Annotated in this window: 23 protein-coding genes; 7 read left to right on the top strand and 16 right to left on the bottom strand. The window is 63.3% G+C overall.

Annotated elements, in window-relative coordinates:
- Window positions 1-11: 11 nt before the first annotated feature.
- Entirely contained in the window at window positions 12-968 is a 957-nt protein-coding gene (locus tag RBH19_RS08300) for a dihydroorotate dehydrogenase (protein ID WP_306728365.1), read from the bottom strand.
- Window positions 969-1038: 70 nt separating this feature from the next.
- Between RBH19_RS08300 and RBH19_RS08295 the strand changes: the two genes are divergently transcribed.
- Window positions 1039-1494 (top strand): tRNA (cytidine(34)-2'-O)-methyltransferase, encoded by a 456-nt coding sequence (locus RBH19_RS08295; protein ID WP_306728364.1) that lies wholly within the window; start codon window positions 1039-1041, stop codon window positions 1492-1494.
- Between the two features lie 446 nt (window positions 1495-1940).
- On the opposite strand, the gene RBH19_RS08290 is transcribed toward RBH19_RS08295, so the two are convergent.
- Genes RBH19_RS08290 through RBH19_RS08275 form a run of 4 tightly spaced genes read right to left on the bottom strand, consistent with a single transcriptional unit; the run spans window position 1941 to window position 4240 of the window.
- Window positions 1941-2945: an NAD(P)H-dependent glycerol-3-phosphate dehydrogenase gene (locus tag RBH19_RS08290; RefSeq protein WP_374728965.1), complete on the bottom strand. Its 1005-nt coding sequence runs from the start codon at window positions 2943-2945 to the stop codon at window positions 1941-1943.
- Window positions 2946-2950: 5 nt separating this feature from the next.
- The gene (gene secB / locus RBH19_RS08285) at window positions 2951-3475 is read right to left on the bottom strand and encodes a protein-export chaperone SecB (protein ID WP_306728362.1); all 525 of its coding nucleotides are present in this window, start codon (window positions 3473-3475) and stop codon (window positions 2951-2953) included.
- 40 nt (window positions 3476-3515) lie between these two features.
- Window positions 3516-3788 carry a glutaredoxin 3 gene (grxC, locus tag RBH19_RS08280; RefSeq protein ID WP_306728361.1) on the bottom strand — a complete coding sequence of 91 codons (273 nt, stop codon included), beginning with the start codon at window positions 3786-3788 and terminating at the stop codon, window positions 3516-3518.
- Window positions 3789-3802: 14 nt separating this feature from the next.
- The gene (locus tag RBH19_RS08275) at window positions 3803-4240 is read right to left on the bottom strand and encodes a rhodanese-like domain-containing protein (RefSeq protein ID WP_306728360.1); all 438 of its coding nucleotides are present in this window, start codon (window positions 4238-4240) and stop codon (window positions 3803-3805) included.
- Between the two features lie 226 nt (window positions 4241-4466).
- Here RBH19_RS08275 and gpmI point away from each other — a divergent pair, with 226 nt between their 5' ends.
- The 5 genes from gpmI (at window position 4467) to RBH19_RS08250 (ending at window position 10207) form a co-directional block, all read left to right on the top strand.
- Window positions 4467-6002, top strand: a complete 1536-nt coding sequence (gene gpmI, locus RBH19_RS08270; RefSeq protein WP_306728359.1) for a 2,3-bisphosphoglycerate-independent phosphoglycerate mutase — start codon at window positions 4467-4469, stop codon at window positions 6000-6002.
- Between the two features lie 285 nt (window positions 6003-6287).
- On the top strand, window positions 6288-7424 hold the full coding sequence (locus RBH19_RS08265) for a murein hydrolase activator EnvC family protein (RefSeq protein WP_306728358.1): 1137 nt from the start codon (window positions 6288-6290) through the stop codon (window positions 7422-7424).
- A 179-nt stretch (window positions 7425-7603) separates the two neighbouring features.
- A complete protein-coding gene (locus RBH19_RS08260; RefSeq protein WP_374728967.1) occupies window positions 7604-8872 on the top strand; it encodes a S41 family peptidase in 1269 nt (422 codons plus the stop codon).
- Window positions 8869-9696: a divergent polysaccharide deacetylase family protein gene (locus RBH19_RS08255; RefSeq protein WP_306728356.1), complete on the top strand. Its 828-nt coding sequence runs from the start codon at window positions 8869-8871 to the stop codon at window positions 9694-9696. Before RBH19_RS08260 ends, RBH19_RS08255 begins: the two co-directional genes overlap by 4 nt.
- Window positions 9656-10207, top strand: a complete 552-nt coding sequence (locus RBH19_RS08250) for a DJ-1 family glyoxalase III (protein ID WP_306728355.1) — start codon at window positions 9656-9658, stop codon at window positions 10205-10207. Before RBH19_RS08255 ends, RBH19_RS08250 begins: the two co-directional genes overlap by 41 nt.
- 473 nt (window positions 10208-10680) lie before the next feature.
- Here the strand turns inward: RBH19_RS08250 and ubiB are convergent, their stop codons facing one another.
- The 3 genes from ubiB to ubiE all read right to left on the bottom strand — a co-directional run bounded on the left by ubiB (window position 10681) and on the right by ubiE (window position 13915).
- Window positions 10681-12324 (bottom strand): ubiquinone biosynthesis regulatory protein kinase UbiB, encoded by a 1644-nt coding sequence (gene ubiB / locus RBH19_RS08245; RefSeq protein ID WP_306728354.1) that lies wholly within the window; start codon window positions 12322-12324, stop codon window positions 10681-10683.
- The gene (locus tag RBH19_RS08240) at window positions 12321-12932 is read right to left on the bottom strand and encodes a ubiquinone biosynthesis accessory factor UbiJ (protein ID WP_306728353.1); all 612 of its coding nucleotides are present in this window, start codon (window positions 12930-12932) and stop codon (window positions 12321-12323) included. Before RBH19_RS08240 ends, ubiB begins: the two co-directional genes overlap by 4 nt.
- Window positions 12933-13162: 230 nt before the next feature.
- On the bottom strand, window positions 13163-13915 hold the full coding sequence (ubiE, locus tag RBH19_RS08235) for a bifunctional demethylmenaquinone methyltransferase/2-methoxy-6-polyprenyl-1,4-benzoquinol methylase UbiE (protein WP_306728352.1): 753 nt from the start codon (window positions 13913-13915) through the stop codon (window positions 13163-13165).
- Between the two features lie 434 nt (window positions 13916-14349).
- Here ubiE and RBH19_RS08230 point away from each other — a divergent pair, with 434 nt between their 5' ends.
- Window positions 14350-14922 carry a hypothetical protein gene (locus tag RBH19_RS08230; protein ID WP_306728351.1) on the top strand — a complete coding sequence of 191 codons (573 nt, stop codon included), beginning with the start codon at window positions 14350-14352 and terminating at the stop codon, window positions 14920-14922.
- A gap of 353 nt (window positions 14923-15275) precedes the next feature.
- Here RBH19_RS08230 and RBH19_RS08225 read toward each other — a convergent pair whose 3' ends face one another.
- From RBH19_RS08225 to ubiD, 8 genes are all read right to left on the bottom strand, one after another.
- On the bottom strand, window positions 15276-15653 hold the full coding sequence (locus tag RBH19_RS08225; RefSeq protein ID WP_306728350.1) for a gamma-butyrobetaine hydroxylase family protein: 378 nt from the start codon (window positions 15651-15653) through the stop codon (window positions 15276-15278).
- A 299-nt stretch (window positions 15654-15952) separates the two neighbouring features.
- Entirely contained in the window at window positions 15953-17308 is a 1356-nt protein-coding gene (gene hslU, locus RBH19_RS08220; protein WP_306728349.1) for an ATP-dependent protease ATPase subunit HslU, read from the bottom strand.
- A gap of 254 nt (window positions 17309-17562) precedes the next feature.
- Window positions 17563-18099, bottom strand: coding sequence for an ATP-dependent protease subunit HslV (hslV, locus tag RBH19_RS08215; RefSeq protein ID WP_306728348.1), 537 nt, complete (start codon window positions 18097-18099; stop codon window positions 17563-17565).
- 72 nt (window positions 18100-18171) lie between these two features.
- Window positions 18172-19089 carry a tyrosine recombinase XerC gene (gene xerC / locus RBH19_RS08210; protein WP_306728347.1) on the bottom strand — a complete coding sequence of 306 codons (918 nt, stop codon included), beginning with the start codon at window positions 19087-19089 and terminating at the stop codon, window positions 18172-18174.
- Window positions 19076-19798: a DUF484 family protein gene (locus tag RBH19_RS08205; RefSeq protein ID WP_306728346.1), complete on the bottom strand. Its 723-nt coding sequence runs from the start codon at window positions 19796-19798 to the stop codon at window positions 19076-19078. Before RBH19_RS08205 ends, xerC begins: the two co-directional genes overlap by 14 nt.
- The gene (dapF, locus tag RBH19_RS08200; RefSeq protein WP_306728345.1) at window positions 19795-20652 is read right to left on the bottom strand and encodes a diaminopimelate epimerase; all 858 of its coding nucleotides are present in this window, start codon (window positions 20650-20652) and stop codon (window positions 19795-19797) included. Before dapF ends, RBH19_RS08205 begins: the two co-directional genes overlap by 4 nt.
- Complete coding sequence (locus tag RBH19_RS08195; RefSeq protein ID WP_306728344.1) at window positions 20645-21076, bottom strand: CoA-binding protein; 432 nt, start codon at window positions 21074-21076, stop codon at window positions 20645-20647. The genes dapF and RBH19_RS08195 overlap by 8 nt, the downstream gene beginning before the upstream one ends.
- Window positions 21077-21313: 237 nt before the next feature.
- Window positions 21314-22780 (bottom strand): 4-hydroxy-3-polyprenylbenzoate decarboxylase, encoded by a 1467-nt coding sequence (ubiD, locus tag RBH19_RS08190; protein ID WP_306728343.1) that lies wholly within the window; start codon window positions 22778-22780, stop codon window positions 21314-21316.
- Window positions 22781-23056 lie beyond the last annotated feature (276 nt).

The following is a 23056-nucleotide window of genomic DNA, read 5'->3' as shown; positions in this document are numbered from 1 at the left end:
GGGGTGCCGTGCTAGCCGGGAAGGCGCAGTGAACCCACCAGCTCACCGACGCTGGCCAGGCCATGACGATCAAGATAATCGGCAATACCGGCATTCAGCTTGCGGCAGGCCAGGGGCTCATAGAACAGTGCCGTACCCACGCCCACCGCCGAGGCACCGGCAATGATGAACTCCAGTGCATCAGTGGCGCTGGCAACGCCACCCTGGCCGATGATGGGCACGCCGGCCGGGCCGGCCACCTGATAGACCTGGTGCACCTTGAGCAGGGCAATGGGCTTGATGGCGGGGCCGGACAGGCCACCCTGGACATTGCCGATGATGGGGCGGCGGGATTCGGCATCAATGGCCATCCCGGACAGGGTATTGATGACCGAGAAGGCATCCGTGCCCGCCTCGATACACTGGCGGGCGTTCTCGACGATATCGGTCTGATTGGGGGAGAGCTTGGTGATCAGGGGCTTGTCGGTCTCGGCGCGACAGGCGGCCACGACCCGCGCCGACATTTCCGGCACATTGCCGAACTGCACCCCGCCCTCCTTGACGTTGGGGCAGGAGATGTTGATTTCCATGGCATCGATGGGCGACTCATGGAAACGCCGGGCCACGCGGGCGTATTCCTCGATGGTGGAGCCGCAGACATTGGCAATGAAACGGGTCTCGTCAAAATCCAGGCCGGGCAGGATCTCGTCCACCACATGATCCACGCCGGGGTTCTGCAGGCCGATGGCGTTGAGCATGCCGTCCGGGGTTTCATAGATGCGATGGGGCGGATTGCCCAGACGGGGCTCACCGGTGGTGCCCTTGAGACAGATGGCACCCACGTCACGATTGGAAAAACCGGCCACCCGCGTATATTCCTCCCCAAAGCCGACACAGCCGGACAGCAGAACCAGCGGGGAATCCAGTTTCAGGCCGCAGAAATCGACGGCGAGTGAGGCGGGAAGGGCTTGATGGGTGCTCTGGCTCATCCGAAAACCTTAAGACTTTGAATCGGGTCTCCCGCCGGCCAAGGCGGCCCGGAGACAAGAAGGTGGCTGAATGTTCGACATTGTACTCTACCAACCGGAAATTCCGCCCAACACGGGCAACATCATGCGCCTGGCCGCCAATACCGGCACACGCCTGCACCTGATTCATCCGCTGGGCTTTGATCTCTCGGAAAAACAGCTACGCCGGGCCGGGCTTGATTATCGCGACCAGGCCACGGTGAGCGAACACGCCAGCTTCGAGGCCTTCATCAACACCCACCGGCCTACCCGGCTGTTTGCCCTGTCAAGCAAGACCAGCGGATCCTTCTTCGAATCCCGTTTTTTGCCCGGTGACGCCTTCCTCTTCGGCCCCGAAACCCGCGGCCTGCCCGAGGTGATCCTGCAGCACCCGGCCATCACCGCCCGCCTCACCCTGCCCATGAAGGCGGGCAATCGATCGCTGAATCTGGGCAATGCGGTGTCGGTTTGCGTTTATGAGGCGTGGCGGCAGCAGGGGTTTGGGTGAGTGCTGAGTTCTGAGTTCTGAGTTCTGAGTTCTGAGTTCTGAGTGCTGAGTGCTGAGTTCTGAGTGCTGAGTTCTGAGTGCTGAGTTCTGAGTGCTGAGTGCTGAGTGCTGAGTTCTGAGTGCTGAGTGCTGAGTTCTGAGTGCTGAGTTCTGAGTGCTGAGTTCTGAGTGCTGAGTGCTGAGTGCTGAGTGCTGAGTGCTGAGTGCTGAGTGGGGGCGGTAGAGGGTGCCGGGGCGCTCGTTGTCGTAATCGTAGTCGTAATCGGCCTTTCACGATTCACTCGTTCAAACCGATTGAGCGGCGGATTCCAGCCATTGCGCGGATGAATCCGCGCCTACAGGGGGGTTCGATATGGCGGCGTGCCAGGGAAGGGATTGATATCGCGGATGAATCCGCTCCTACGGTGGCTGTCGCGCCTGTCGGGGCTGACTGGCTTAGACGGACGCTATTCGGGCTTGCGTTCACGCCGGAGCAACTGCTCGGCCGCCTCCAGGGGGGGCACGCCCTGATCGACCATGGCATGCACCTGTTCGGCGATGGGCACCTCAATACCCAGACCGGCGCCAATGCGGCAGACCTCGGCGGCGGCCATGGCGCCCTCCACCAGGCCGATCTCGGCCCTGGCTTCGTCCACGCTCTTGCCCGAGGCGAGGGCCAGTCCGAAACGGCGGTTGCGGGACTGGTCGTCCGTGCATGTCAGAACCAGGTCGCCCATGCCGGCCAGGCCGGTCAGGGTGTCACGCTGGCCACCCAGGGCCTCGCCCAGACGGATCATCTCGGCCAGGCCGCGGGTGATCAGCGCCACCCGGGCATTCGCGCCGAAACCGAGACCGTCCGAGACGCCGGCACCAATGGCGATGACGTTCTTCACCGCGCCACCCACTTCGGCACCGATCAGATCCGGGCTGGTGTAGGCCCGGAAATGATCGCCATGCAGGGTATCGGCCAGGTCGGCCGCGAAGGTGGCATCGGTCGACGCCACCGTCATGGCGGTGGGCAGTCCCCGGCCTACCTCGGCGGCAAAGGTAGGGCCAGTAAGGACGGCCATGGGCAGACCCTCACCCAGCACCTCGGCGACAACGGCCTCGGCCAGGCGGCCGGTGCCGGGCTCGAAACCCTTGGTGGCCCAGGCCAGGCGCAAACCTTCGGGGCGATTCGCCCGCAAGGCTTCCAGGGTTTCGCGAAAGGCATGGCTGGGAACGGCGATCAGCACATCCCGGCTGTCGGCCAGGGCGGCGGTCAGCTCGGCCTCCGGCTGCAGGCTGTCGGGAAAGGCCGCGCCGGGGAGGCGACGGCGATTCTCCCGATCCGAGATCATCTCGGCCACATGGGCCGGATCCCGCGCCCACAGGCGGACGGCGCGACCACTGCGGGCCAGCTGGATGGCCAGCGCCGTTCCCCAGGCGCCGCCCCCCAGGACCGCGATCGGCTCCTTGAGCACTCGGCTCACCGTAATCAGGCCTGTCCCTGGCCCGGCTGCTGGGCACCGGCCTGTTCCTGCTGTTGCTGACGCTGGCGCAGGTAGAGCTGATCAAAGTTCACCGGTTGAAGCTGAGGCGCCGGGAAAGTGCCCTGCACCACCATGTTGCTGATGACCTCACGGGCATAGGGGTAAAGCTGACCGGGGCAGAAGCCTCCCAGCACCATGCCAATCTCATCGCCACTTTCTTCAAAGCCGCTGATGTTGAACAGACCGGCCTGCTGGAGTTCGGCAAGAAAAACGGTCTTGCCGTCCTGCTCGGCCTTGACGGAAACATCCAGGATCACTTCCCACAGTTCGTCGGTGATCTTGTTGCTACGGCTGCCGAGACTCAGGTTGAACTCGGGCTTGAAGCCTTCCGTGGTGAAGATACCCGGCGACTGGGGCGATTCGAAGGAAAAATCCTTCACGTAGATACGCTGGATGTTGACGCTCTTTTCCTGCTGTCCAGCGGTCTGGGCGGCGCCGGCCTGCCCATTGGCGTTGTTCTGTTCTGCCATGATTCCTCCAATCGAATTGGCGTAGTGTCAAGAATGAATGTCAGTCTCGGCCCAGCAGCTCGTCGAGACGGCCACTGCGTGCCAGTGCGGCCAGTTCGTCATAACCGCCAATGGGCACATCGTTGATGAAGATCTGCGGCACGGTGCGCCGCCCGGACTTCTCGATCATTTCGCCGCGCCGCTCGGGTTCCACATTGATGTCGATCTCATCAACGCCGACCTGTCTTGCCTCAAGCAGCTCGCGGGCCATGAGGCAGAACGGACAGGAGGGCCGAAGATACATGGTGACCGGCTTGTGTCTGCCTTGAGCCATGATGCAACTCCACCTCAGCCCTTCTTGAGGGGCAGGTTCTCCCGTTGCCAGGCCGTCACGCCACCCTTGAGGTTGATCACCTCAACGCCCAGTTCCTGTCTGGCCAGCCAGGTGGCCGGGCGGGCACTGGTCATGCCTGTGTCGCAGTACACCAGAAGGGGCTGCTGGTGGGCCTTCTTCAGACGCTTGCGAATGTCATCCACATGGGCCTCGATGCGGTCGCCCGGATAGTTGGCGGCACCCGCAATATGCCCATTGCGATAGGCATCCGGCTGGCGCAGATCCACTACCACGGCACCATCGTTGATCAGGCGCGTGGCCTGACCCGGTTCCACATCGCGAAAGGGCCGGGTGCCCCGGCGAATCTCGCTGAATACGAACAAAACGAAAACGGTGACAAGGGCCAGTACGAGAATGGTGTGTTCACTGGCGAATTCAAGCAGCTTTTCCATGATGACGTCGCGGTCTCTGAAATCGGGCGGTGCGCGATGTCCGGCCACCCCGGGCCGGGGACGAAGGGCGGGATTATAACAGGGCTGGGCAGCCGGGCCCTCATGGCCGCTGCGCCGGCCTCCCCGGCTTTCGAAATCACCGCAAATTCAATAAAATAAGGGATTGTCGGCAAGCGGGCCCGGTCCGCGAGCCGCTTCTGCCCGCAACCACACCGAAGACGACACCATGCCCGAGACCAAGCGACCGATCCTGCTCGTCATTCTCGACGGCTGGGGCGATGCCCCCGAGAGTGACGACAACGCCATTCGCCGCGCCAATACGCCCAACTGGGACCGCATCGTCGGCCGGTATCCGCATACGCTCATTCATACCTCGGGCCCGCGCGTCGGCCTGCCGGAAGGGCAGATGGGCAACTCGGAAGTGGGCCACATCAATATCGGTGCCGGCCGGGTGGTCAAGCAGGAGTTCGGGCGCATTTCCGGCGCCATCGAGGATGGCAGTTTCTTCGACAAAGAGGCCTTCTGCGCCGCCGTGGACGAGGCCGTGCGCCGAGGGGGCGCGGTTCACGTCACCGGCCTGCTGTCGCCCGGCGGTGTGCACAGCCATGAATCCCATGTTCACGCCATGGTCCGCCTTGCTGCCCAACGCGGGGCCGAAAGGATTTTCGTGCACGCCATCCTGGACGGCCGCGACATGCCCCCGCGCAGCGCCCGGCCCTCAATCGAAGCGCTGGAGGCGGTCTTCGCCGATGTGGGCCGCGGGCGCATCGCCAGCCTGGTGGGCCGCTTCTATGCCATGGACCGGGATCAGCGCTGGGATCGGGTGCAGGCGGCCTATGATCTGATGACCGGCCGCCAGGCCGCCGAGACGGCCGAGACCGCCCTGGCCGGGCTGGAGGCGGCCTACGCACGCGACGAATCCGATGAATTCGTCAGCCCCACCCGCATCGACGGGGAGGACGGAGCCGTCAAGGACGGCGACGCCGTGATTTTCATGAACTGGCGCGCCGACCGGGCGCGGGAACTGACCCAGGCCTTTACCGCCCGCGACTTCGACGGCTTTGAACGCCCACTGCTGGATCTGGCGGGTTTCGTCACCTTGACCGAGTACCAGGCCGACTTCGGCCTGCCGGTGGCCTTTCCGCCCTCCCGGCCCGAAAACAATCTGGGCGAGTACGCGGCCAAGCGAGGCCTGAAACAGCTGCGCATCGCCGAGACCGAGAAGTATGCGCATGTCACCTTCTTCCTTAATGGCGGCGAGGAAACCGCCTTCGAGGGAGAAGACCGCATCCTGGTGCCGTCGCCGGATGTGAAGACCTACGACCTCAAGCCGGAGATGAGCGCACCGGAGGTGACCGACAAGCTGGTGGAGGCCATCGAATCCGGCCGCTACGATCTGATCATCAGCAACTACGCCAACGCCGACATGGTCGGCCACACCGGCAACATGGAGGCAGCCATCCAGGCCATTGAGACACTGGACACCTGCATCGGTCGTCTGGAGAAGGCCATCGTGGCCGCCGGCGGCGAGATGCTGATCACCGCCGACCACGGCAATGCGGAGAAGATGCGCGACGCCGACACCGGTCAGGCCCACACCGCCCACACCACCTTCCCGGTCCCGCTGGTCTACATCGGCCGCGACGCCGAACTGCTCGACGACGGCGGCCTCTGCGACCTGGCCCCCACCATGCTGAGCCTGATGGACCAGCCGGTGCCGAAAGAGATGACGGGGCGGAACCTGGTGCGGTTGAAGGGGTAAGATTTTTTTCGTAGTCGTAGTCGTTGTCGTTGTCGGCTTTTGAAAAGCTACGAGCAAAACCATAAAACCCGGCATGGCGAGGTTTTCGTCTTTTAGCTCGTGGCTCGTTGCTCGCCGCTGCTCGTGAAAAGCCGATTACGACAACGACAACGATGAGGGTGCCGTGTCGAATCGAGTGCGGGTGCCCCCCTCCCATTCCCCCCCACCGTATGCTCCAATACCCGGCAACCCTGAACCACAGCGAGCGCACCCGGTTTTCCCATGCCCATCCGGCGCCTTTCATCGATGCTTTTGCTTCTGTGCCTGCTGACGGCCCTGCCGGTGTCGGTGTTGGCGCAGGATGAAGCCGTCCAGCGCCAGGCGGAGCTTGAGGCCCTGCAGGAGCGCATCAATGAGCTGCGCCAGACCCTGGAACGGGAACGGGGACAGCGGGATTCCGCTTCCGAGGCGCTGCGGGCAGCAGAAGAGGAAGTGGGCCGCCTGGGACGCGAACTGCGCCAGACCGAGCGGGACATTCGCCGCCACGAGGAACGCCTGAACGCCTTGCGCCAGGAGCGCGGAGAACGGGAACGGGACATCGAGCAGGAACGGGATGCGCTCGCCCGACAGATCCAGGGAGCCTATCGCACCGGGCGGGAAGAACAGATCAAATTGTTGCTGAATCAGGAAGACCCGGCCGCCTTTGGCCGCATGCTGGTGTATTACGACTATCTCAACCGGGCCCGCACCGAACGCATCAGCCGGATCGCCGAACATGTCCGGGAACTGGCACGCCTGGCCGATGCCGTGGACGAGACCCTGGATGACCTGGCACAGGCAAGAGCGCGCCAGCGCCAGTCCCTGGATGCCATGGAAGCCACAAGGGAGAACCGGGAAGCCGCCGTGGCGCGGATCGAGGAGCGGCTGCGGGACCGGGGGCAGCGCCTGACCCGCCTGGAGGAAGACGAAGCCGAGCTCCAGCGACTGATTCGTTCCCTGCAGGACACGCTCGGAGACATTCCCTCGCGGCTTCACGAAGGACGGCCTTTCGGCGAGCTGCGCGGGCAACTGCCATGGCCGACCGAGGGGCGTGTCAGCCGTCGCTTCAATGACGACCGGGCCGGTGGGCGCATGCGCTGGCGTGGCATGGTGATCGATGCCAGCGCCGGCAGCGAGGTACGCGCCGTCTCCCATGGCCGCGTGGCCTATTCCGGCTGGCTGCAGCATTATGGCCTGATCCTCATCATCGACCACGGCGACGGCTGGCTGAGTCTTTACGGCCACAATCAGGCGGTCTATCAGGATGTGGGGGACTGGGTGGATGCCGGTGATGTCATCGCCAGTGTGGGTGACAGCGGGGGGCGGGACGCCAGCAGCCTCTATTTCGAGATCCGCAACGGGCGCGAGCCGGTCAACCCGCATCGCTGGCTGCGCAATCGCTAGCGGCCCATCTGTCGCCAACTCGACGCCACGCATCTCTGTGGTCGCCAGTGACCCTGGCCCCGCCTGAAACCCTGCATCGCCGGCGCAGTCCAATCTTTGCGACCATCGCCCGCCGCTGTAAGATCAGGTGACAAGGGCGTGTTGATTACGCCAAAGACTCGGAGCAACGAATGAATCCACTGTCCATCAAGGCCCGTACCGGCCTGGTCCTGGTGATGGGCTTCCTCCTCGGAAGCCTGGTCTCCGTGACCCACGGGGTTCTGGCCGACCGTGAACGCACGGCCGAACTTCCCTATGAACAGGCCCGCATGCTGGCGGAAGTGCTGGAGCGTGTGCGTCAGGGCTATGTGGAGCCCATCGATGACCGGGAGCTGATGGAGCATGCCATTCGCGGTCTGCTTTCGGGCCTGGATGATCATTCCGCCTTCCTGGATCCCGAGGAATTCCGCCAAATGCAGGAAGGCACCTCCGGCCGCTATGGCGGCCTGGGACTGGAAGTGACCCAGGAAGATGGCGTGGTTACCGTGATTGCCCCGATCGCGGACACACCGGCCTCCCGGGCCGGTCTCAAGGCCGGTGACCGCATCCTGAGCGTGGACGGTGACAGCCTGGAAGGGCTGAGTCTGAACGAGGCCGTGCGGCTGATGCGAGGCGAGCCCGGCAGCCGCATCGTGCTCGGCATTCTCCCGCAGGGTGAGACCGAAACCCGTGATGTGGAACTGGTACGGGAACGCATCCAGACCCGCAGCGTACGTCATGAATTGCTGGAGCCGGGCATCGGCTACGTGAACATCACCCACTTCCGTGATCAGGTGGGCCGCCAGACCCGGGAGGCCATCGGCACCATGACCACCGAGAACGGCGGGCACCTGAACGGCCTCATCCTGGACATGCGCAACAATCCCGGCGGGATTCTGCGGGGCGCCGTGGAAGTCGCCGACCTGTTCCTGGAAGAAGGGCTGATCGTCAGTGCCGAAGGCCGTACCCGCAGTGCCCGCTTCACCCGCGAAGCATCACGCGGCGACATCATGCTGGGGGCGCCCATCGTGGTGCTGGTCAACCGGGGTAGCGCCTCTGCCTCTGAGATCGTCGCCGGCGCCCTGCAGGACCATGACCGCGCGGTGGTCATGGGGGCTACCTCCTTCGGCAAGGGTTCGGTACAGACCATCATGCCGCTGCCGGACAATTCCGCCATGAAGTTGACCACTTCGCGTTACATGACGCCGTCCGGTCGCGCCATTGAAGGTCAGGGCGTTCATCCCGATCTGACGGTGCGTGACGGCGAGGCCACGCCGCGTGAAGACGCGCGTCAGGGTGAGAAGGCCATGTCGGCATGGATGCGAGGGATGGAACCGGACAGCACCGCCCACGGGGATGACGCGGAGCTGGGCGAAGCCCTGCGCGTCCTGCGCGGCCTCAATCGAAGTCAGCTGGCGGAGGGACGGTGAAGGCAACAGCGCTTTCGCTTCTTTTCGGTTTCACATGGCTCCTGTCCGCGGTCCCGGTGGCCGCGGACAGTCCTCGTCTGGCCCTGATCATCGACGATCTCGGGGATCGCATCGACCTGGATATCGGCATGGCCGATCTGCCGGTGCCACTGAGCTGCGCCATTCTGCCCCACACACCCCACGCACGTCGCCTCGCGGGGCATTGCCGCGACAACGGGCACGAGGTGATGCTACACATTCCCCTGCAGGCGGTGGCCCGCAATGAACTGCTCGGCCCCGGCCGGCTGAAAATGGACATGGATGAGCCCACCTTCCGTGCCACCTTTCGTGCCAGCCTGGCCTCGGTGCCCGGGGCCCTGGGCGTCAACAACCACATGGGCAGTCTGCTCACCCGACATCCCGGCGCCATGGCCTGGTTGATGGAAGAGCTGCAGGAAGCCGGCCTGTTCTTCGTCGACAGCCGAACCACGGCCGACAGCGTGGCCCTGGACATTGCCCGGGAACACTCCGTTCCAGCCGGCGCCCGGGATGTGTTTCTGGATGCGGTGCGCGATGTGGAGATGATCGAAGCGGAACTGGATCGCGCCATCCGAATCGCGCACATCACCGGGCAGGCGGTGGTGATCGGCCACCCCTATCCGGAAACCCTTGAGGTATTGCAGCGACGCCTGCCCTGGCTCGAAACGGAAACCGGTGTCAGGCTGATTCCCATGCGGGAGTTGCTCGGCATCGGCGAAGACGGGGATGTATCAGCCGCAATTCGACTCAGCGAGGGGGAAGACGATGAGCAAACAGGTACTCGTTCCGCTGGCGGAGGGCTGTGAAGAACTGGAGGCGGTCACGGTCATCGACCTGCTCCGCCGTGGCGGCATCAAGGTGGTGGTGGCCAGCCTCGACAATACCGCGGTCACCGGCAGTCACGGCATTCGCCTGGGCGTGGACATGGGCCTGGATGAAGCCCTGAATCATGACTTTGACATGGTGGTGCTGCCAGGCGGCATGCCCGGTGCCAGCCATCTGCAGGAAGACAATCGCGTCGATGAGCTGCTCAAGCGGATGGCCGATTCCGGCAAGTTCACCGCCGCCATCTGCGCCGCCCCCAAGGTGCTGGCCTCCGCCGGCCTGCTCAAGGGCCGAAAGGCCACCAGCTTCCCCGGTTTCCTCGACGATACCGCCGACCAGGTGGGTGACTACCTGGAGGACCCCGTCGTCCAGGACGGCAAGGTCATCACCTCCCGCGGCCCGGGCACGGCCATGGACTTCGCCCTGCATCTGATCGAACAGCTCGTGGGCAGGAAGAAGCGCGATGAAGTGGAGGCGCGCCTGCAGCGTTGAAGGGAAAAGCGCCGCGAAATGGACGCGAAATGCACGCGAGATAAAACCTGAAAGACTTAATTAGCCACAGATGGACACGGATGGACGCAGATGGGGGCCGTGCGTTCGGTGATGCCGTGCTGCTTCGGAGAGACCGTGCCGGCGGATGGCACGGGGTTGGGAACACGAGATGCACACTAAATGGGGGGCGTCCCTCCCACAGGTAGCCGTCAGCACCCGCCGTGCCAGGCCTCATCTCGTGTTCATTTCGTGGTCAATATCTTTCACGCCATCGTCAGGCACGGCCCCTCCGAAGCAGCACGGGATCACTGAAAGCACGGCCCCACATTCGCGTGCATTTAGCGTCCATTTCTCGGCGTCTTTCGCCTTACCAGGTACTTCCAACGCGTGCCAAAACGAAGAGTACGGCGATGACAATGCCGATGATCAGTATGGTGCGGGGTTGGGGTCGCCACATGGTGTTGTCCTCTTTCCTATTTTTCGCCGCGGTAGAGACCGAACAGCAGCAGCACGCCACCCAGTGAGGCGCCGCCGACCGTGGCCCACAGCGGTAATGTGCCCAGGGTGAAGCCGGCCGCCACCAGCAGGCTGCCACCGCCGATGACGGCCCGGGTGGCACGGTGCTGACGCCGGGAATCCCGCTGCATGTCGGTGAGCTGGCGGCTGTGGGCGGCAAAATCCAGCTCGCCGTTTTCCATTCGGGTCAGCACCTTGTCGGCCAGAACGGGCACCCGGTGCAGGGCATCGCCCAGCTCTGGCAGGGACTTGCGGAAACGGGCAAACACGGCCTGCGGCCCGATCTGCTCACGCATCCAGTTTTCCAGGAAGGGCTTGGCGGTCTGCCACAGATCCAGATCCGGATAGAGCTCCCGACCCAGGCCCTCGATATTGAGCAGAGTCTTCTGCAGTAGCACCAACTGGGGCTGCACCTCCATCTCGAAACGCCGGGCGGTCTGGAAAAGCCGTAGCAGGAGCTTGCCGAAGGAGATGTCTTTCAGGGGCCGATCAAAGATGGGTTCGCAAACCGTGCGGATGGCGGATTCGAATTCATCCACCCGGGTATGTGGCGGTACCCAGCCGGACTCCACATGCAGCTCGGCCACACGCCGGTAATCCCGGTTGAAGAAAGCGAGAAAATTCTCCGCCAGGTAATGCTGATCCCGTGGATTAAGTGTGCCGACGATGCCGAAATCCACGGCCAGGTATTTCGGGTCGGCCGGGTGGCGGACGTCCACGAAGATGTTGCCGGGATGCATGTCGGCGTGGAAAAAATTGTCTCGAAAGACCTGGGTGAAAAAAATCTCGACACCACGCTCCGACAGGATCTTCATGTCGACGCCGGCTTCCTTCAGGCGTTCGGTGTGGCTGATGGGAATGCCGTTGATGCGTTCCATCACCATGACATTGCGCTGGGACAGCAGGAATTCCACCTCGGGAATGTAGAGAACGCTCGAACCTTCGAAGTTGCGACGCAGCTGGGAGGCGTTGGCCGCTTCCCGCATCAGATCGAGCTCGTCGATGATGGTCTTCTCGTACTCACTGACCACTTCAACCGGCCGCAATCGTGGCCCCTCGCTCCAGTAGCGCTGGGCGAGATGGGCAATGAGATACATGAGCGCAATGTCGCGGCGGATCATGCCTTCGATGCCCGGCCGCAGAACCTTGATCACCACGTCCATGCCGCCCCGCAGGCTGGCCGTGTGAACCTGGGCGATGGAGGCCGAGGCCAGCGGGGTTTCGTCAAAGTGATCCATCACCGCATCAATGGGCTGCTCCCAGGCGTCCTCGATGATGCGGCGTGCCTGCTCGCCCGGAAAGGGCGGTACCCGATCCTGCAGGCGTGCCAGTTCATCGGCGATGTCCGGGGGCAGGAGATCGCGGCGGGTGGACAGCATCTGGCCGAACTTGACGAAGATCGGTCCCAGGTCTTCCAGGGCACGACGGATGCGCACAGCGCGCGGTGTCCTGCGACGACCGAACCAGGTCCAGGGCGCAAAGATCAGCAGGAAGCGGAAGGGACGCAGCACGCGGGTGGCAAACAGCACCTCGTCCAGTCCGTGGCGAACCAGCACCCACTGGATGTGAATCAAGCGAAGAAGATGACGTGGACGAATCAAGAGCGGCGCCCCTCACCGAAATGGTCCAAACGGGCGGCCAGACGCTCCACATCGTCGCGCAGCTGATCCACCGCGTCCATGTAGGCCTCCACTTCGCTTCGGTCCGGCACCAGGCGCAGCTCGTCACGCAAAAACTCGGCCAGATTGCGGGACAGCACGTCAGCGGTCTCCCGCCCCCAGGCCAGGCCCTGGCGGGTCACGGAACCCACGCCGCGGGCCACCGCATCACCGGTTACCCCGGCCAGGGCTTCTTCCCAGTCCGGGTCCAGCGCCTTGAGCAGCTGCTGCACCTGACGTGCCGTGTCCATGTCGCCTTCCACGCTGACTTCGCTGGGGAAACGGCCTTCGGCTCGCCCTTCCAGCGCTGCCTTGAGCATTTCCACCGACCGCCCCGACAGCTTCAGGTCACGATGCCCGGGATCCACGGCGGACAGGCGCAGGCTGCGACCATTGGAGGCAATCCAGACCGACACATCGAGGTCATCCAAATGCAGCTCCAATACCTTGCCATCCAGCCCCTGAATCGCCGCCTGCCCGCCGGCCGCCGTCATCAATACACGATTGATGCTGCGCTCGAGGGTGCTGAGGATGATGGTTGGAATCTGCATACGGCCTCACAGGAAAAGCTAGGGATTTCGTCGATTGTCTCGTAGTCGTAATCGTAGTCGTAATCGGCTTTTTAAAAGCAGTTCGAGCGGCGAGCCAAAAAAAATCGGAAACCTCGCCGTGCCGGTTTTTGAGGTTTTCCTCGTAATTCGTAAATCGATGCTGTTGGCTGAAAAGCCGATTACGACTACGATTACGTTTACGATTGGCCCTGCTGGTTCTCCAGCGCCCGTTAGGCGCGATAGCCCCTATGCAGCGCCACTACCCCGCCGGTCAGATTGAACCATTCCACCCGGGCAAAGCCGGCGGTTTCCATCATGGCGCCCAGGGTGGCCTGATCGGGGTGCTTGCGGATGGACTCGGCCAGATAACGGTAACTGTCGGCATCGCCGGCCACCCATTCGCCCAGGCGTGGCAAAACCTGAAACGAATACAGGTCGTAGAAGGGCCGAATCAGGTCATTGGGCCGGGAAAATTCCAGCACCAGCAGGCGGCCACCGGGGCGCAGGACGCGATGCATCTCCGCCAGGGCACGATCCTTGTGGGTGACATTGCGCAGGCCAAAGGCGATGGTCACGCAGTCGAAATGGCGGTCGGGGAAGGGCAGCACCTCGGCATTGGCCTGGACCACGGAGAGGCGATCATCGGCGCCCTCGTCCACCAGGCGGTCGCGGCCACGGGAGAGCATGCTGGCATTGATGTCCGACAGCACCACTTCGCCCTGCTCGCCCACCTGGCGCAGCAGCCCCCGGGTCAGATCGCCGGTGCCACCGGCCAGATCCAGGGCGCGATCACCCGGTCGCAGGCCGGTGCGCGCCAGGGTAAAGGCCTTCCACACCCGGTGCAGGCCACCGGACATGAGATCGTTCATCAGGTCATAGCGCTCGGCCACCGAATCGAACACGCCACGCACCCGGCGAGCCTTCTCCTCGACCGGAACCTCCTGAAACCCGAAATCCGTGGTGCTGCGCCGCTGCTCGGCCATGACGACCTCCTTTACCTGGGGGCTCATTCTAGCAACTTGTAGCCGGGTTCGGGGGTGTGGCGGGGCGGGCGCGGGGGATTGGGACCACGAAATGGACACGAGATAAAACCCGAAAAGAATATTGGCCACAGATGAACACAGATGGACGCAGATGTGGGGCCGTGCCTGGGGAGATGCCGTGCTGCTTCGGAGGGGCCGTGCTCGGAGATGGCGTGGCCCTTCGAAAGGCACCGTGGGAGCGGATTTATCCGCGATGACAATTTCTCGGTTGGCACGCCGCCAAACCGAAACCCCCTGTAGGCGCGGATTTATCCGCGCAATGGTTGCAGCTGCCGTTTTATTCTCTATTTGGTAACCTCGGTTTACATGGATATCACGATTGCTGATGCTCCTGAAAACGAATCTCGACGCATCGACCAGTTCGGCAGACAGATATGGCCCCATCCAACTTGAACACCAAGAACGGCGTTGCCGGCACGGCGGCTGCGATCACCTTGATGATGTCGGGTGCAGCGGTAGCCGTGGAACATATGACAATGCTGCCGGGTCAGGAGGAGAACTTCCTGTGCCCCAAGGCCACGGAGAGAGGCCTCGAGTTCGCCGGAGATCAGTTCCGCCGCTACCTGGAAGACAAGGCGGGCGAATCCTTGGCACTTCCGGAGGAGAATGAGGATTTTCTCGACCCTCTTGATGACGATGACCATGCACTCACCTGTGCTGGCCTGAACCAGTACTATGCGGACATGATCAATGCGACCAGGACAGGTAACGACGGCATCAAGTATCCGCAATACAATGTGAGCTATTTCAAGGCAGACGGCACGATCGTCGTTTCCGCTGAAGCATTAAGAAGCCCGGGATTTTATTTTTCCGGGCGCCCCGGATTATTCACGATCTTCCATGATGAAGATTTGAATGTGCTGGAATGGGGGCCTAGGATCATCCCTGATATTGCAACAGACCTTCTGCCCGATGGGCTCCGAGAGAAGATCAGAGGCGACAGATAAAGTATCTCTGCGGCCTCCCCGGAGTCTCTGTGCCTGATCAGCCTGGGCTGGCATTAGCACCGATAGAGCAGGAAACAATGGGGCGTCGGATTCCGGCCATTGCGCGGATGAATCCGCGCCTACAGCGGGGTTATAGAGGATGGCGTGCCAACCGAGAAATTGCCATCGCGGATAAATCCGCTCCTACGGTGCCTATAGCCACCTTTTGCCCATCTTCGAGCACGGCCCCTCCGAAGCAGCACGGGGGTTCATCAGGCACGGCCCACATCTAGCGTCCATTTCGCGTCCATCTCGCGGCTAAATGGTTTTTGGTTTTATCTCGTGTCCATTTCGTGTCCATTTCGTGGTCCCGATCATTTCCCGGGATGCCGCCCCACCCCGCCGCGACTGGCCTTGGCAATGCGTTCCTTGTAGTCGGCCCAGTTCTTCTCGAAGTCGCGGCCCATTTCGTAGAGGAACTGCCAGCCGTAAAGGCCGGAGTCGTGGCCGTCGTCGAAGACCAGGCGCACGGCGTAGTTACCCACCGGCTCGATCCGATCAATGGCCACCTCCTCCTTGCCGGTGACGAGCATCATGGGGCCACCGTGACCACGGACTTCGGCGGAGGGGGAATACACCCGCAGGTATTCCGCCGGCAGGCGGAAGGTTTCGCCATTGCTGAAGACCACTTCCAGGTCGCGGGACTGGCGGTGGTAGATGAGATTGGTGGGTTTGGGGGTGCTGGTCGTCATGGTCTCGGTCTGCCGGTATTGGTTTTCATCGTTGTCGTTGTCGCTATCGTTGTCGTAATCGGGTTTTCGAAAGCAGTAACGAGCAGCGAGCTAAAAGACAAAACTCTCGCCGTGTCCGCTTTTATGGTTTTGCTCCTAGCTCGCTACTCGCCGCTCGTGGCTTGAATAAAAGCCGAATACGACAACGACTACGACACAAATGCGTCTGGAACGCATTTGAACTCGCGCTCCGCGCGAGGCCCCGACCAACGGGACGGGTAAGTCTCATGGATGAGACGCATAACGATGGCCGGGGCTGCTTAGAGGATGTATCTCGACAGATCCTCATCCACCGCCAAGGTCGCCAGATGCTCATCAACATAAGCGGCATCGATATCCACCGTGTTGCCACTCTTGTCGGAAGCCTCATAGCTGAGGGTTTCCAGCAAACGCTCCATCACGGTATGCAGGCGACGGGCGCCGATGTTCTCGGTGCGTTCGTTGACCTGATGGGCGATCTCGGCCAGGCGGCTGACGCCATCTTCGGTGAAGTTGACGGTGACGCCTTCGGTTTCGATCAGGGCCCGATACTGGCGGGTCAGGGACGCCGAGGGCTCGGTCAGAATGCGCACGAAGTCGGCGGCATTGAGTGCTTCCAGTTCCACACGAATGGGCAGACGGCCCTGCAGTTCGGGAATCAGATCCGAAGGCTTGGACAGGTGGAAGGCACCCGAGGCAATGAACAGAATGTGATCGGTGCGTACCTGGCCGTGACGGGTGTGGACGGCGCAACCTTCCACCAGGGGCAGCAGGTCGCGCTGGACGCCTTCCCGTGACACATCGGCACCGCCTCGCTGCTCGTGACCGGAAGCCACCTTGTCCAGCTCATCAAGGAACACGATGCCATTCTGCTCCACATTCTCCATGGCCTCGTGCTTGATCTCTTCCTCATTGATCATGCTGGCCGCTTCTTCCTCGGTCAACAGTTGCAGGGCTTCCCGCACGCGGACCTTGCGGGTGCGCTTCTTGTCGCCACCCATGTTCTGGAACATGCTCTGTAGCTGACTGGTCATTTCTTCCATGCCGGGCGGGGCCATGATCTCCACCCCGGGGCCCATGGCGGACACCTGGATTTCGATTTCGCGCTCATCCAGCTCCCCGTCCCGCAGCTTGCGGCGAAACTTCTCGCGGGTTTCGGAACTGACTTCGGACTGGGGCTGGGGCTCATTGGCGAAGCCCTGAGGGCGGGGACGCGGCAGCAGCGCATCCAGCACCCGTTCCTCGGCGGCCTCCTCGGCCCGGTAACGCACCTTCTCCATGGCCGCTTCGCGGGTCATCTTGATGGAGGCATCCACCAGGTCCTTGATGATGGAATCCACTTCCCGGCCCACATAACCCACTTCAGTGAACTTGGTGGCCTCCACCTTCACGAAGGGCGCATTGGCCAGCTTGGCCAGGCGCCGGGCGATCTCGGTCTTGCCCACGCCGGTGGGGCCGATCATGAGGATGTTCTTGGGCGTGATTTCCGGGCGCAGTTTTTCATCCACCTGCATGCGGCGCCAGCGATTGCGCAGGGCAATGGCCACCGCCCGCTTGGCCTGCTCCTGACCGATGATGTGACGGTCCAGCTCCTGGACAATCTCGCGCGGGGTCATCATGGGGGGTGTTGTAGCCATTAAAACTCCAGAAGGAAGTCAGTGTTTGTTCATTTCATCGTTGTCGTTGTCGTAGTCGTTGTCGTAATCGGCTTTTCGAAAGCAGCTACGAGCTTCGAGCAAGAAGCGGCGAGCTAAAAGACGAAAATCGTGCCGTGCCGATCTTTAAGGTTTCACTCGTAATTCGTAAGTCGCTGGTTCTGGCTGGCTCAAATGCCGATTACGACAACGACAACGACAACGACAACGACAACGACAACGACAACGACAACGAGTCAGTCTAAGGACTCGAGAACGATGTTGTTGTTGGTATAAACACAGATATCCGCCGCGATCTCCAAACTCTTCTTTGCCACGTCGGCGGCGGACAGGTCGGTGTTGTGGATCAGGGCGCGGGCGGCGGCCTGGGCGAAGCTGCCGCCGGAGCCGATGGCCATGATGCCCTCTTCCGGTTCGATCACATCGCCGTTGCCGGAGATGATCAGGGAGGCCTCGCGGTCGGCCACGCAGAGCAGGGCTTCCAGACGGCGCAGGGCGCGGTCGGTGCGCCAGTCCTTGGCCAGTTCCACGGCGGCGCGGGTGAGGTTCCCACCGTGCTTCTGCAGCTGACCCTCGAAGCGTTCGAACAGGGTAAAGGCATCGGCCGTACCGCCGGCGAAACCGGCCAGCACCTTGCCCTCGTGCAGAGTGCGAACCTTGCGGGCATTGCCCTTCATGATGGTGTTGCCGAGGGAGACCTGACCGTCGCCGGCCATGGCCACATCGGTTCCGCGTCGAATACTGATCACGGTGGTGCCGCGATACTGCTCCATGATGGGCTCCTGAACTGGATTGGACGGCCGCCGGCAGCCTCCCGGGACCGGCGAAGACCTCAATGATGGCGGCTATTCTACCGTCTTGCGGCGCCGCGCCCGAGGGTGTGCCTTGTCGTATGTGCGGGCGAGATGCTGGAAATCAAGGTGGGTGTAGATCTGGGTGGTGCTGATGTCGGCATGCCCGAGCAGTTCCTGCACTGCTCGCAGGTCGCCGGAGGACTCCAGCAGGTGGCTGGCAAAGCTGTGGCGCAGCAGGTGGGGATACACCGGGGTGTCCACGGCCATGCGCTGTGACCAGTAACGCACGCGGGCCTGGATGTTGCGGTGGCTCAGGCGGTCACCCCGTCGGGACAGGAACAGGGCGATTTCCTCCGGCCGGGCGAAGGCGGCCCGATCCTTGAGCCAGACGCGCAGGGCCTCCATGGCCTTGCGCCCCATGGGCACGATACGGGTTTTCTGGCCCTTGCCGGTCACTCGCACCGTGCCCTCGGCAAAATCCAGGTCATGCAGGTCGAGGCCGGCCAGCTCGGCCAGGCGCAGGCCGGCCCCGTAGAACAGCTCCATCACGGCCCGGTCACGCCGTGCCAGCGGCCCCTCGTCGGGGATCTCCAGCAGGGCACCGAGGTGATCCGCGTCGAGGGTGGCCGGCAAGCGCTTGGGTGCCTTGGGCGCACTGACTTCCGCCACCGGGTTGTGGGCGAGGCGGCGATCGCGGATCAGGTGGCGAAAGAGATTGCGCGCCGAGGACAGGCGGCGCTGGATGCTCTTGCTGGCCATGCCCTTGCGACGCTGCTCGGCGGCCCACTGGCGCATGTGCTGGGCGTCCACGCGCTCCCAGGCCTCCACGCCCTGCCCTGCCAGCCACTGGCGCAGGCTGTCCAGGTCGCGGCGATAGGCACTGACGGTGTGCGGTGACAGTCGCCGAACCTGGGCGATGTAATCGAGGAAGCGGTCTAGCTCGGTCTGGAGGGAATCAGCGGCCGTCATGCCGGGCGGCGTCACTGGCGCGGTCCAGCGCGGCAGCTACCAGTTCGGCCAGGCGCTCCAGGAAGACCGTGCCCTGGGTGGGTGTGAAATGATCCTTGTTGCGGCTGCCCACGGCAATCAGGCCCTGGCGGCTGCCGGGCCCCAGGGGAATGAGGGCGGCGGATCCGACCCGGCCCTCGGCCTTGTCACCAAACAGGAACTGGAGCTGATCCACACCCAGGCGGCCGAGCTGGGGGCGGGCATTGCGAAGGAAGTTGCGGAAGGCGGACAGGCCCGCATCGTCCGGATGCACGATCCGCGCCGGCGACAGATTCGCCTCCGCTTCACGCTCGAACAGGCAGATGACCACCTCATCGGCATCAAAACGGCTGCGCAGGACATCGTCCAGGCCGGCCAGCAGTTCCTGGCGATCACCCGCGTTGACCAGGGCCAGGGCCAGGTGGTGCATGCGGTCCACCAGGCCGTCATTGCTGCGGGCCACGTCCACCAGGTCCACCAGGCGGCGCTCCAGCTGGCGATTCTGCTTGCGCAGGACGGCCACCTGCTTTTCCACCAGGGAAATGGCGCTGCCGCTGTCGTGGGGAACCCGCAGGCGCCCGACCAGCTCGGGATGGCGGTCGAAGAAGTCGGGGTGGGCGGTGAGAAATTCAACCACACCCTGTTCTTCGGTCTGGCTGTCGTCATTGCCCAGTTTGCGTTCGGTGCTCATAGCCGAATACTTCCCCTGAATACATACTCGGCCGGACCCTGCATCCACAAGGGCCCACCGTCTGACTCAAAGCTTATCACGAGATTTCCGCCTTGCAGCCCCATCTTCACTTCCGGGCCGAACCAGCCGGCCCGCCGGCCCGCGGCCATTGCCGCGCAGGCCCCGCTGCCGCAGGCCAGGGTCTCGCCGGCCCCCCGCTCCCAGACCCGCAGACGGGCATGGGCGGTGTCCAGCACCTCCAGGAAGCCCACATTGACCCGCTCGGGGAAGGCGGGATGGGTTTCCAGCGCCCGCCCCAGGGTTTCCACCAGGGCCTCGTCCACGTTCTCGACGCGAATCACCGCATGGGGATTGCCCATGGACACCAGGTGCAGATCCAGGCTGCCCTCCGCCAGCGGCAGGGACACCGGATTGCGCGCATCGGGAAAACGGGCCGGCAGATCCTTTGGGGAGAATCGCGGCACGCCCATGTTGACGCGGATGTCACCCCCTGCCGCCACTTCGGCCACCATCAGGCCGTCGCGGGTGGCCAATCGCACCGGCCCCGGTGCGATGCGACCGCTGTCCACGGCCAGGCGCGCCACGCAGCGGGCGCCGTTGCCGCACTGGCTGACCTCGCCGCCATCGGCATTGAAGACACGGTAATGGAAGTCGCTGTCCCCATCCCGGGGCGCCTCCAGCAACAGCAGCTGATCACAGCCGATGCCAAAGCGTCGGTCGGCAAGACGCCGTACCTGGGCCGGCTCCAGGTGCAGGGGCTCGTCCACGGCGTCAAAGACCACGAAGTCATTGCCCAGACCCTGCATTTTCACGAAGGGCCGACCGTTGGCGAAGAGGGAAGGGCCTTCAGCCATGATGGGCCTGCATCAGCGGCACCCCGTCGCGATAGATGCAGCGGTCCATGACCACGAACAGACCGGCCTCACGGGCGCGCCGGGCGGCGGCCTCGTCCACCACCCCGTCCTGCAGCCACAGGGCCGGCACCCCGGCCTCGATGGCATCGTCCACCACCTCGGCCACATGCTCGGGCCGGCGAAACACCACCGCCATGTCCACCGGCTCGGGCAGATCGCGCAGGGTGGGCACCGCGGGGAAGCCCATGACCTCGTCCGCCCCCGGGCGCACCCCCGTGAGCTCAAAGCCGAGGCGCGCCAGCGCCGCGCTCACCCCGTGGCTGGGTCGATCCGTCTTCGGCGAGATACCCACGACGGCGATCTTGCGCGTACGCCCCAGACGGGCGGCAATCTCATCCTGACTCGGGTTATCGAATTCCGTCATCCCTGGCTCTCCCTGATAGGGGTGTAAGGAGCATTATGGGGGCAGGATCGGGGCTGTTGCCAGTGGGGGCCCCGGCGCCCCCTGCCGCCCCACTCCGATTCACGATTCACGGTTCGCGATTCACTCGGAAAGGCCGATTACGATTACGATTACGATTACGACTACGAGCGGCACGGCCCACTCAGCACTCAGCACTCAGCACTCAGCACTCAGCACTCAGAACTCAGTACTCAAAACTCACTCAATCCCCAACTGCCCCCAGATCTCGTCGACCCGCTGGCGTACCTCATCACTCATGCGGATGGGGCGACCCCATTCGCGGGTGGTTTCGCCGGGCCATTTGCTGGTGGCGTCCATGCCCATCTTGGAACCCAGGCCGGAGACGGGGCTGGCGAAGTCCAGATAGTCGATGGGGGTGTTCTCCACCATCACGGTGTCACGGGCCGGGTCCATGCGGGTGGTCATGGCCCAGATGACATCCTTCCAGTCGCGGGGATTGACGTCGTCATCCACCACCACAACGAACTTGGTGTACATGAACTGGCGCAGGAAGGACCAGGTGCCCATCATTACCCGCTTGGCGTGGCCCGGGTACTGCTTTTTCATGCTGATCACCGCCATGCGGTAGGAACAGCCTTCGGGTGGCAGGTAGAAGTCCACGATCTCGGGAAAGGTCTTCTGCAGGATGGGCACGAAGACCTCGTTCAGGGCCACACCGAGCACGGCCGGCTCATCCGGTGGCCGGCCGGTGTAGGTGGAGTGGTAGATGGGGTTCTCACGCTGGGTGATGCGGTCGATGGTGAAGACCGGGAAGCGCTCAACCTCGTTGTAATACCCCGTGTGATCGCCAAAGGGGCCCTCCGGGGCCATGTCGTCCGGAAGGATGTGGCCCTCCAGCACGATCTCCGCCGAGGCCGGCACCTGAAGGTCGGAGCCGATGCACTTGACCAGCTCGGTCTTGGCACCGCGCAGCAGGCCGGCAAAGGCGTACTCGGAGAGGCGATCCGGCACCGGGGTGACGGCGGCCAGGATGGTGGCCGGGTCGGCGCCCAGGGTGACGGCGATGGGAAAGGGCTCGCCGGGATGGGCCTGTTGCCAGGCCTGGAAGTCCAGCGCCCCGCCCCGGTGACCCAGCCAGCGCATGATGACCCGGTTGCGGCCGATCACCTGCTGACGATAGATGCCCATGTTCTGGCGCCCGCCATCCGGCCCGCGGGTGGTCACCAGACCCCAGGTGATCAGGGGCCCGGCATCCCCGGGCCAGCAGGTCTGGATGGGCAGGCGGCCCAGATCAACCTCCTCCCCTTCGAAGACCTGAGCCTGACAGGGCGCCTTTTTCACCACCTTGGGTGCCATGTTCATCACCTGGCGGAAGATCGGCAGCTTCTCCCAGGCATCCCGCATGCCCTTGGGGGGATCCGGCTCCTTGAGAAAGGCCAGCAGCCTGCCGATTTCGCGCAGGGATTCGATGGATTCCGCGCCCATGCCCAGGGCCACCCGCCCGGTGGTGCCAAAGAGATTGCCCAGCACCGGCATGTCATGAGCGGCGGGATTCTCGAACAGCAGCGCCGGTCCCTCGGCCCGCAGGGTGCGATCACAGATTTCGGTCATCTCCAGATCCGGGCTGACCGGATAGGAAACCCGCCGCAGCTCGCCCCGCTGCTCCAGCTGTTGAATGAAATCTCGAAGGTCTTTGTATTGCATGACGTCAGGCTGCCCCGATTGAGAAGGTCGGTTCTGGTGGATAGGAGGTGATGATAGCAGGGTGGCGGTCACGCCCCCGAAGGGGGGGGCGTAATCGTAATCGGCCTTTCGATATCACCTTGCACACCGCGCGATTCGGCCCCCTGTAGGCGCGGATTCATCCGCGCAATGGCCTGAATCCGACGTTTGATTCTCTAATGGGAAACTGGCGGTTGGCTCCATTCCCGCCGTGATACCGTTTCGACGGGACACGAATCATGGTTGTCCGGCGGATTT

Origin of the sequence: Natronospira bacteriovora, assembly GCF_030848495.1 — a bacterium.
Classification (GTDB): domain Bacteria; phylum Pseudomonadota; class Gammaproteobacteria; order Natronospirales; family Natronospiraceae; genus Natronospira; species Natronospira bacteriovora.
This window is presented reverse-complemented; position numbering and strand designations above follow the sequence as displayed.

What these genes read in the sequence shown, in the direction of transcription:
- RBH19_RS08230 (WP_306728351.1), top strand. Translation starts at nt 14,350, where the DNA reads ATGGCCCCATCCAACTTGAACACCAAGAACGGCGTTGCCGGCACGGCG.
- RBH19_RS08300 (WP_306728365.1), bottom strand. Translation starts at nt 968, where the DNA reads ATGAGCCAGAGCACCCATCAAGCCCTTCCCGCCTCACTCGCCGTCGAT.
- RBH19_RS08275 (WP_306728360.1), bottom strand. Translation starts at nt 4,240, where the DNA reads ATGGAAAAGCTGCTTGAATTCGCCAGTGAACACACCATTCTCGTACTG.
- hslV (WP_306728348.1), bottom strand. Translation starts at nt 18,099, where the DNA reads ATGGAGCAGTATCGCGGCACCACCGTGATCAGTATTCGACGCGGAACC.
- RBH19_RS08225 (WP_306728350.1), bottom strand. Translation starts at nt 15,653, where the DNA reads ATGACGACCAGCACCCCCAAACCCACCAATCTCATCTACCACCGCCAG.
- RBH19_RS08295 (WP_306728364.1), top strand. Translation starts at nt 1,039, where the DNA reads ATGTTCGACATTGTACTCTACCAACCGGAAATTCCGCCCAACACGGGC.
- xerC (WP_306728347.1), bottom strand. Translation starts at nt 19,089, where the DNA reads ATGACGGCCGCTGATTCCCTCCAGACCGAGCTAGACCGCTTCCTCGAT.
- dapF (WP_306728345.1), bottom strand. Translation starts at nt 20,652, where the DNA reads ATGGCTGAAGGCCCTTCCCTCTTCGCCAACGGTCGGCCCTTCGTGAAA.
- hslU (WP_306728349.1), bottom strand. Translation starts at nt 17,308, where the DNA reads ATGGCTACAACACCCCCCATGATGACCCCGCGCGAGATTGTCCAGGAG.
- gpmI (WP_306728359.1), top strand. Translation starts at nt 4,467, where the DNA reads ATGCCCGAGACCAAGCGACCGATCCTGCTCGTCATTCTCGACGGCTGG.
- secB (WP_306728362.1), bottom strand. Translation starts at nt 3,475, where the DNA reads ATGGCAGAACAGAACAACGCCAATGGGCAGGCCGGCGCCGCCCAGACC.
- RBH19_RS08205 (WP_306728346.1), bottom strand. Translation starts at nt 19,798, where the DNA reads ATGAGCACCGAACGCAAACTGGGCAATGACGACAGCCAGACCGAAGAA.
- RBH19_RS08265 (WP_306728358.1), top strand. Translation starts at nt 6,288, where the DNA reads ATGCTTTTGCTTCTGTGCCTGCTGACGGCCCTGCCGGTGTCGGTGTTG.
- RBH19_RS08250 (WP_306728355.1), top strand. Translation starts at nt 9,656, where the DNA reads ATGAGCAAACAGGTACTCGTTCCGCTGGCGGAGGGCTGTGAAGAACTG.
- grxC (WP_306728361.1), bottom strand. Translation starts at nt 3,788, where the DNA reads ATGGCTCAAGGCAGACACAAGCCGGTCACCATGTATCTTCGGCCCTCC.
- ubiD (WP_306728343.1), bottom strand. Translation starts at nt 22,780, where the DNA reads ATGCAATACAAAGACCTTCGAGATTTCATTCAACAGCTGGAGCAGCGG.
- ubiE (WP_306728352.1), bottom strand. Translation starts at nt 13,915, where the DNA reads ATGGCCGAGCAGCGGCGCAGCACCACGGATTTCGGGTTTCAGGAGGTT.
- RBH19_RS08240 (WP_306728353.1), bottom strand. Translation starts at nt 12,932, where the DNA reads ATGCAGATTCCAACCATCATCCTCAGCACCCTCGAGCGCAGCATCAAT.
- RBH19_RS08195 (WP_306728344.1), bottom strand. Translation starts at nt 21,076, where the DNA reads ATGACGGAATTCGATAACCCGAGTCAGGATGAGATTGCCGCCCGTCTG.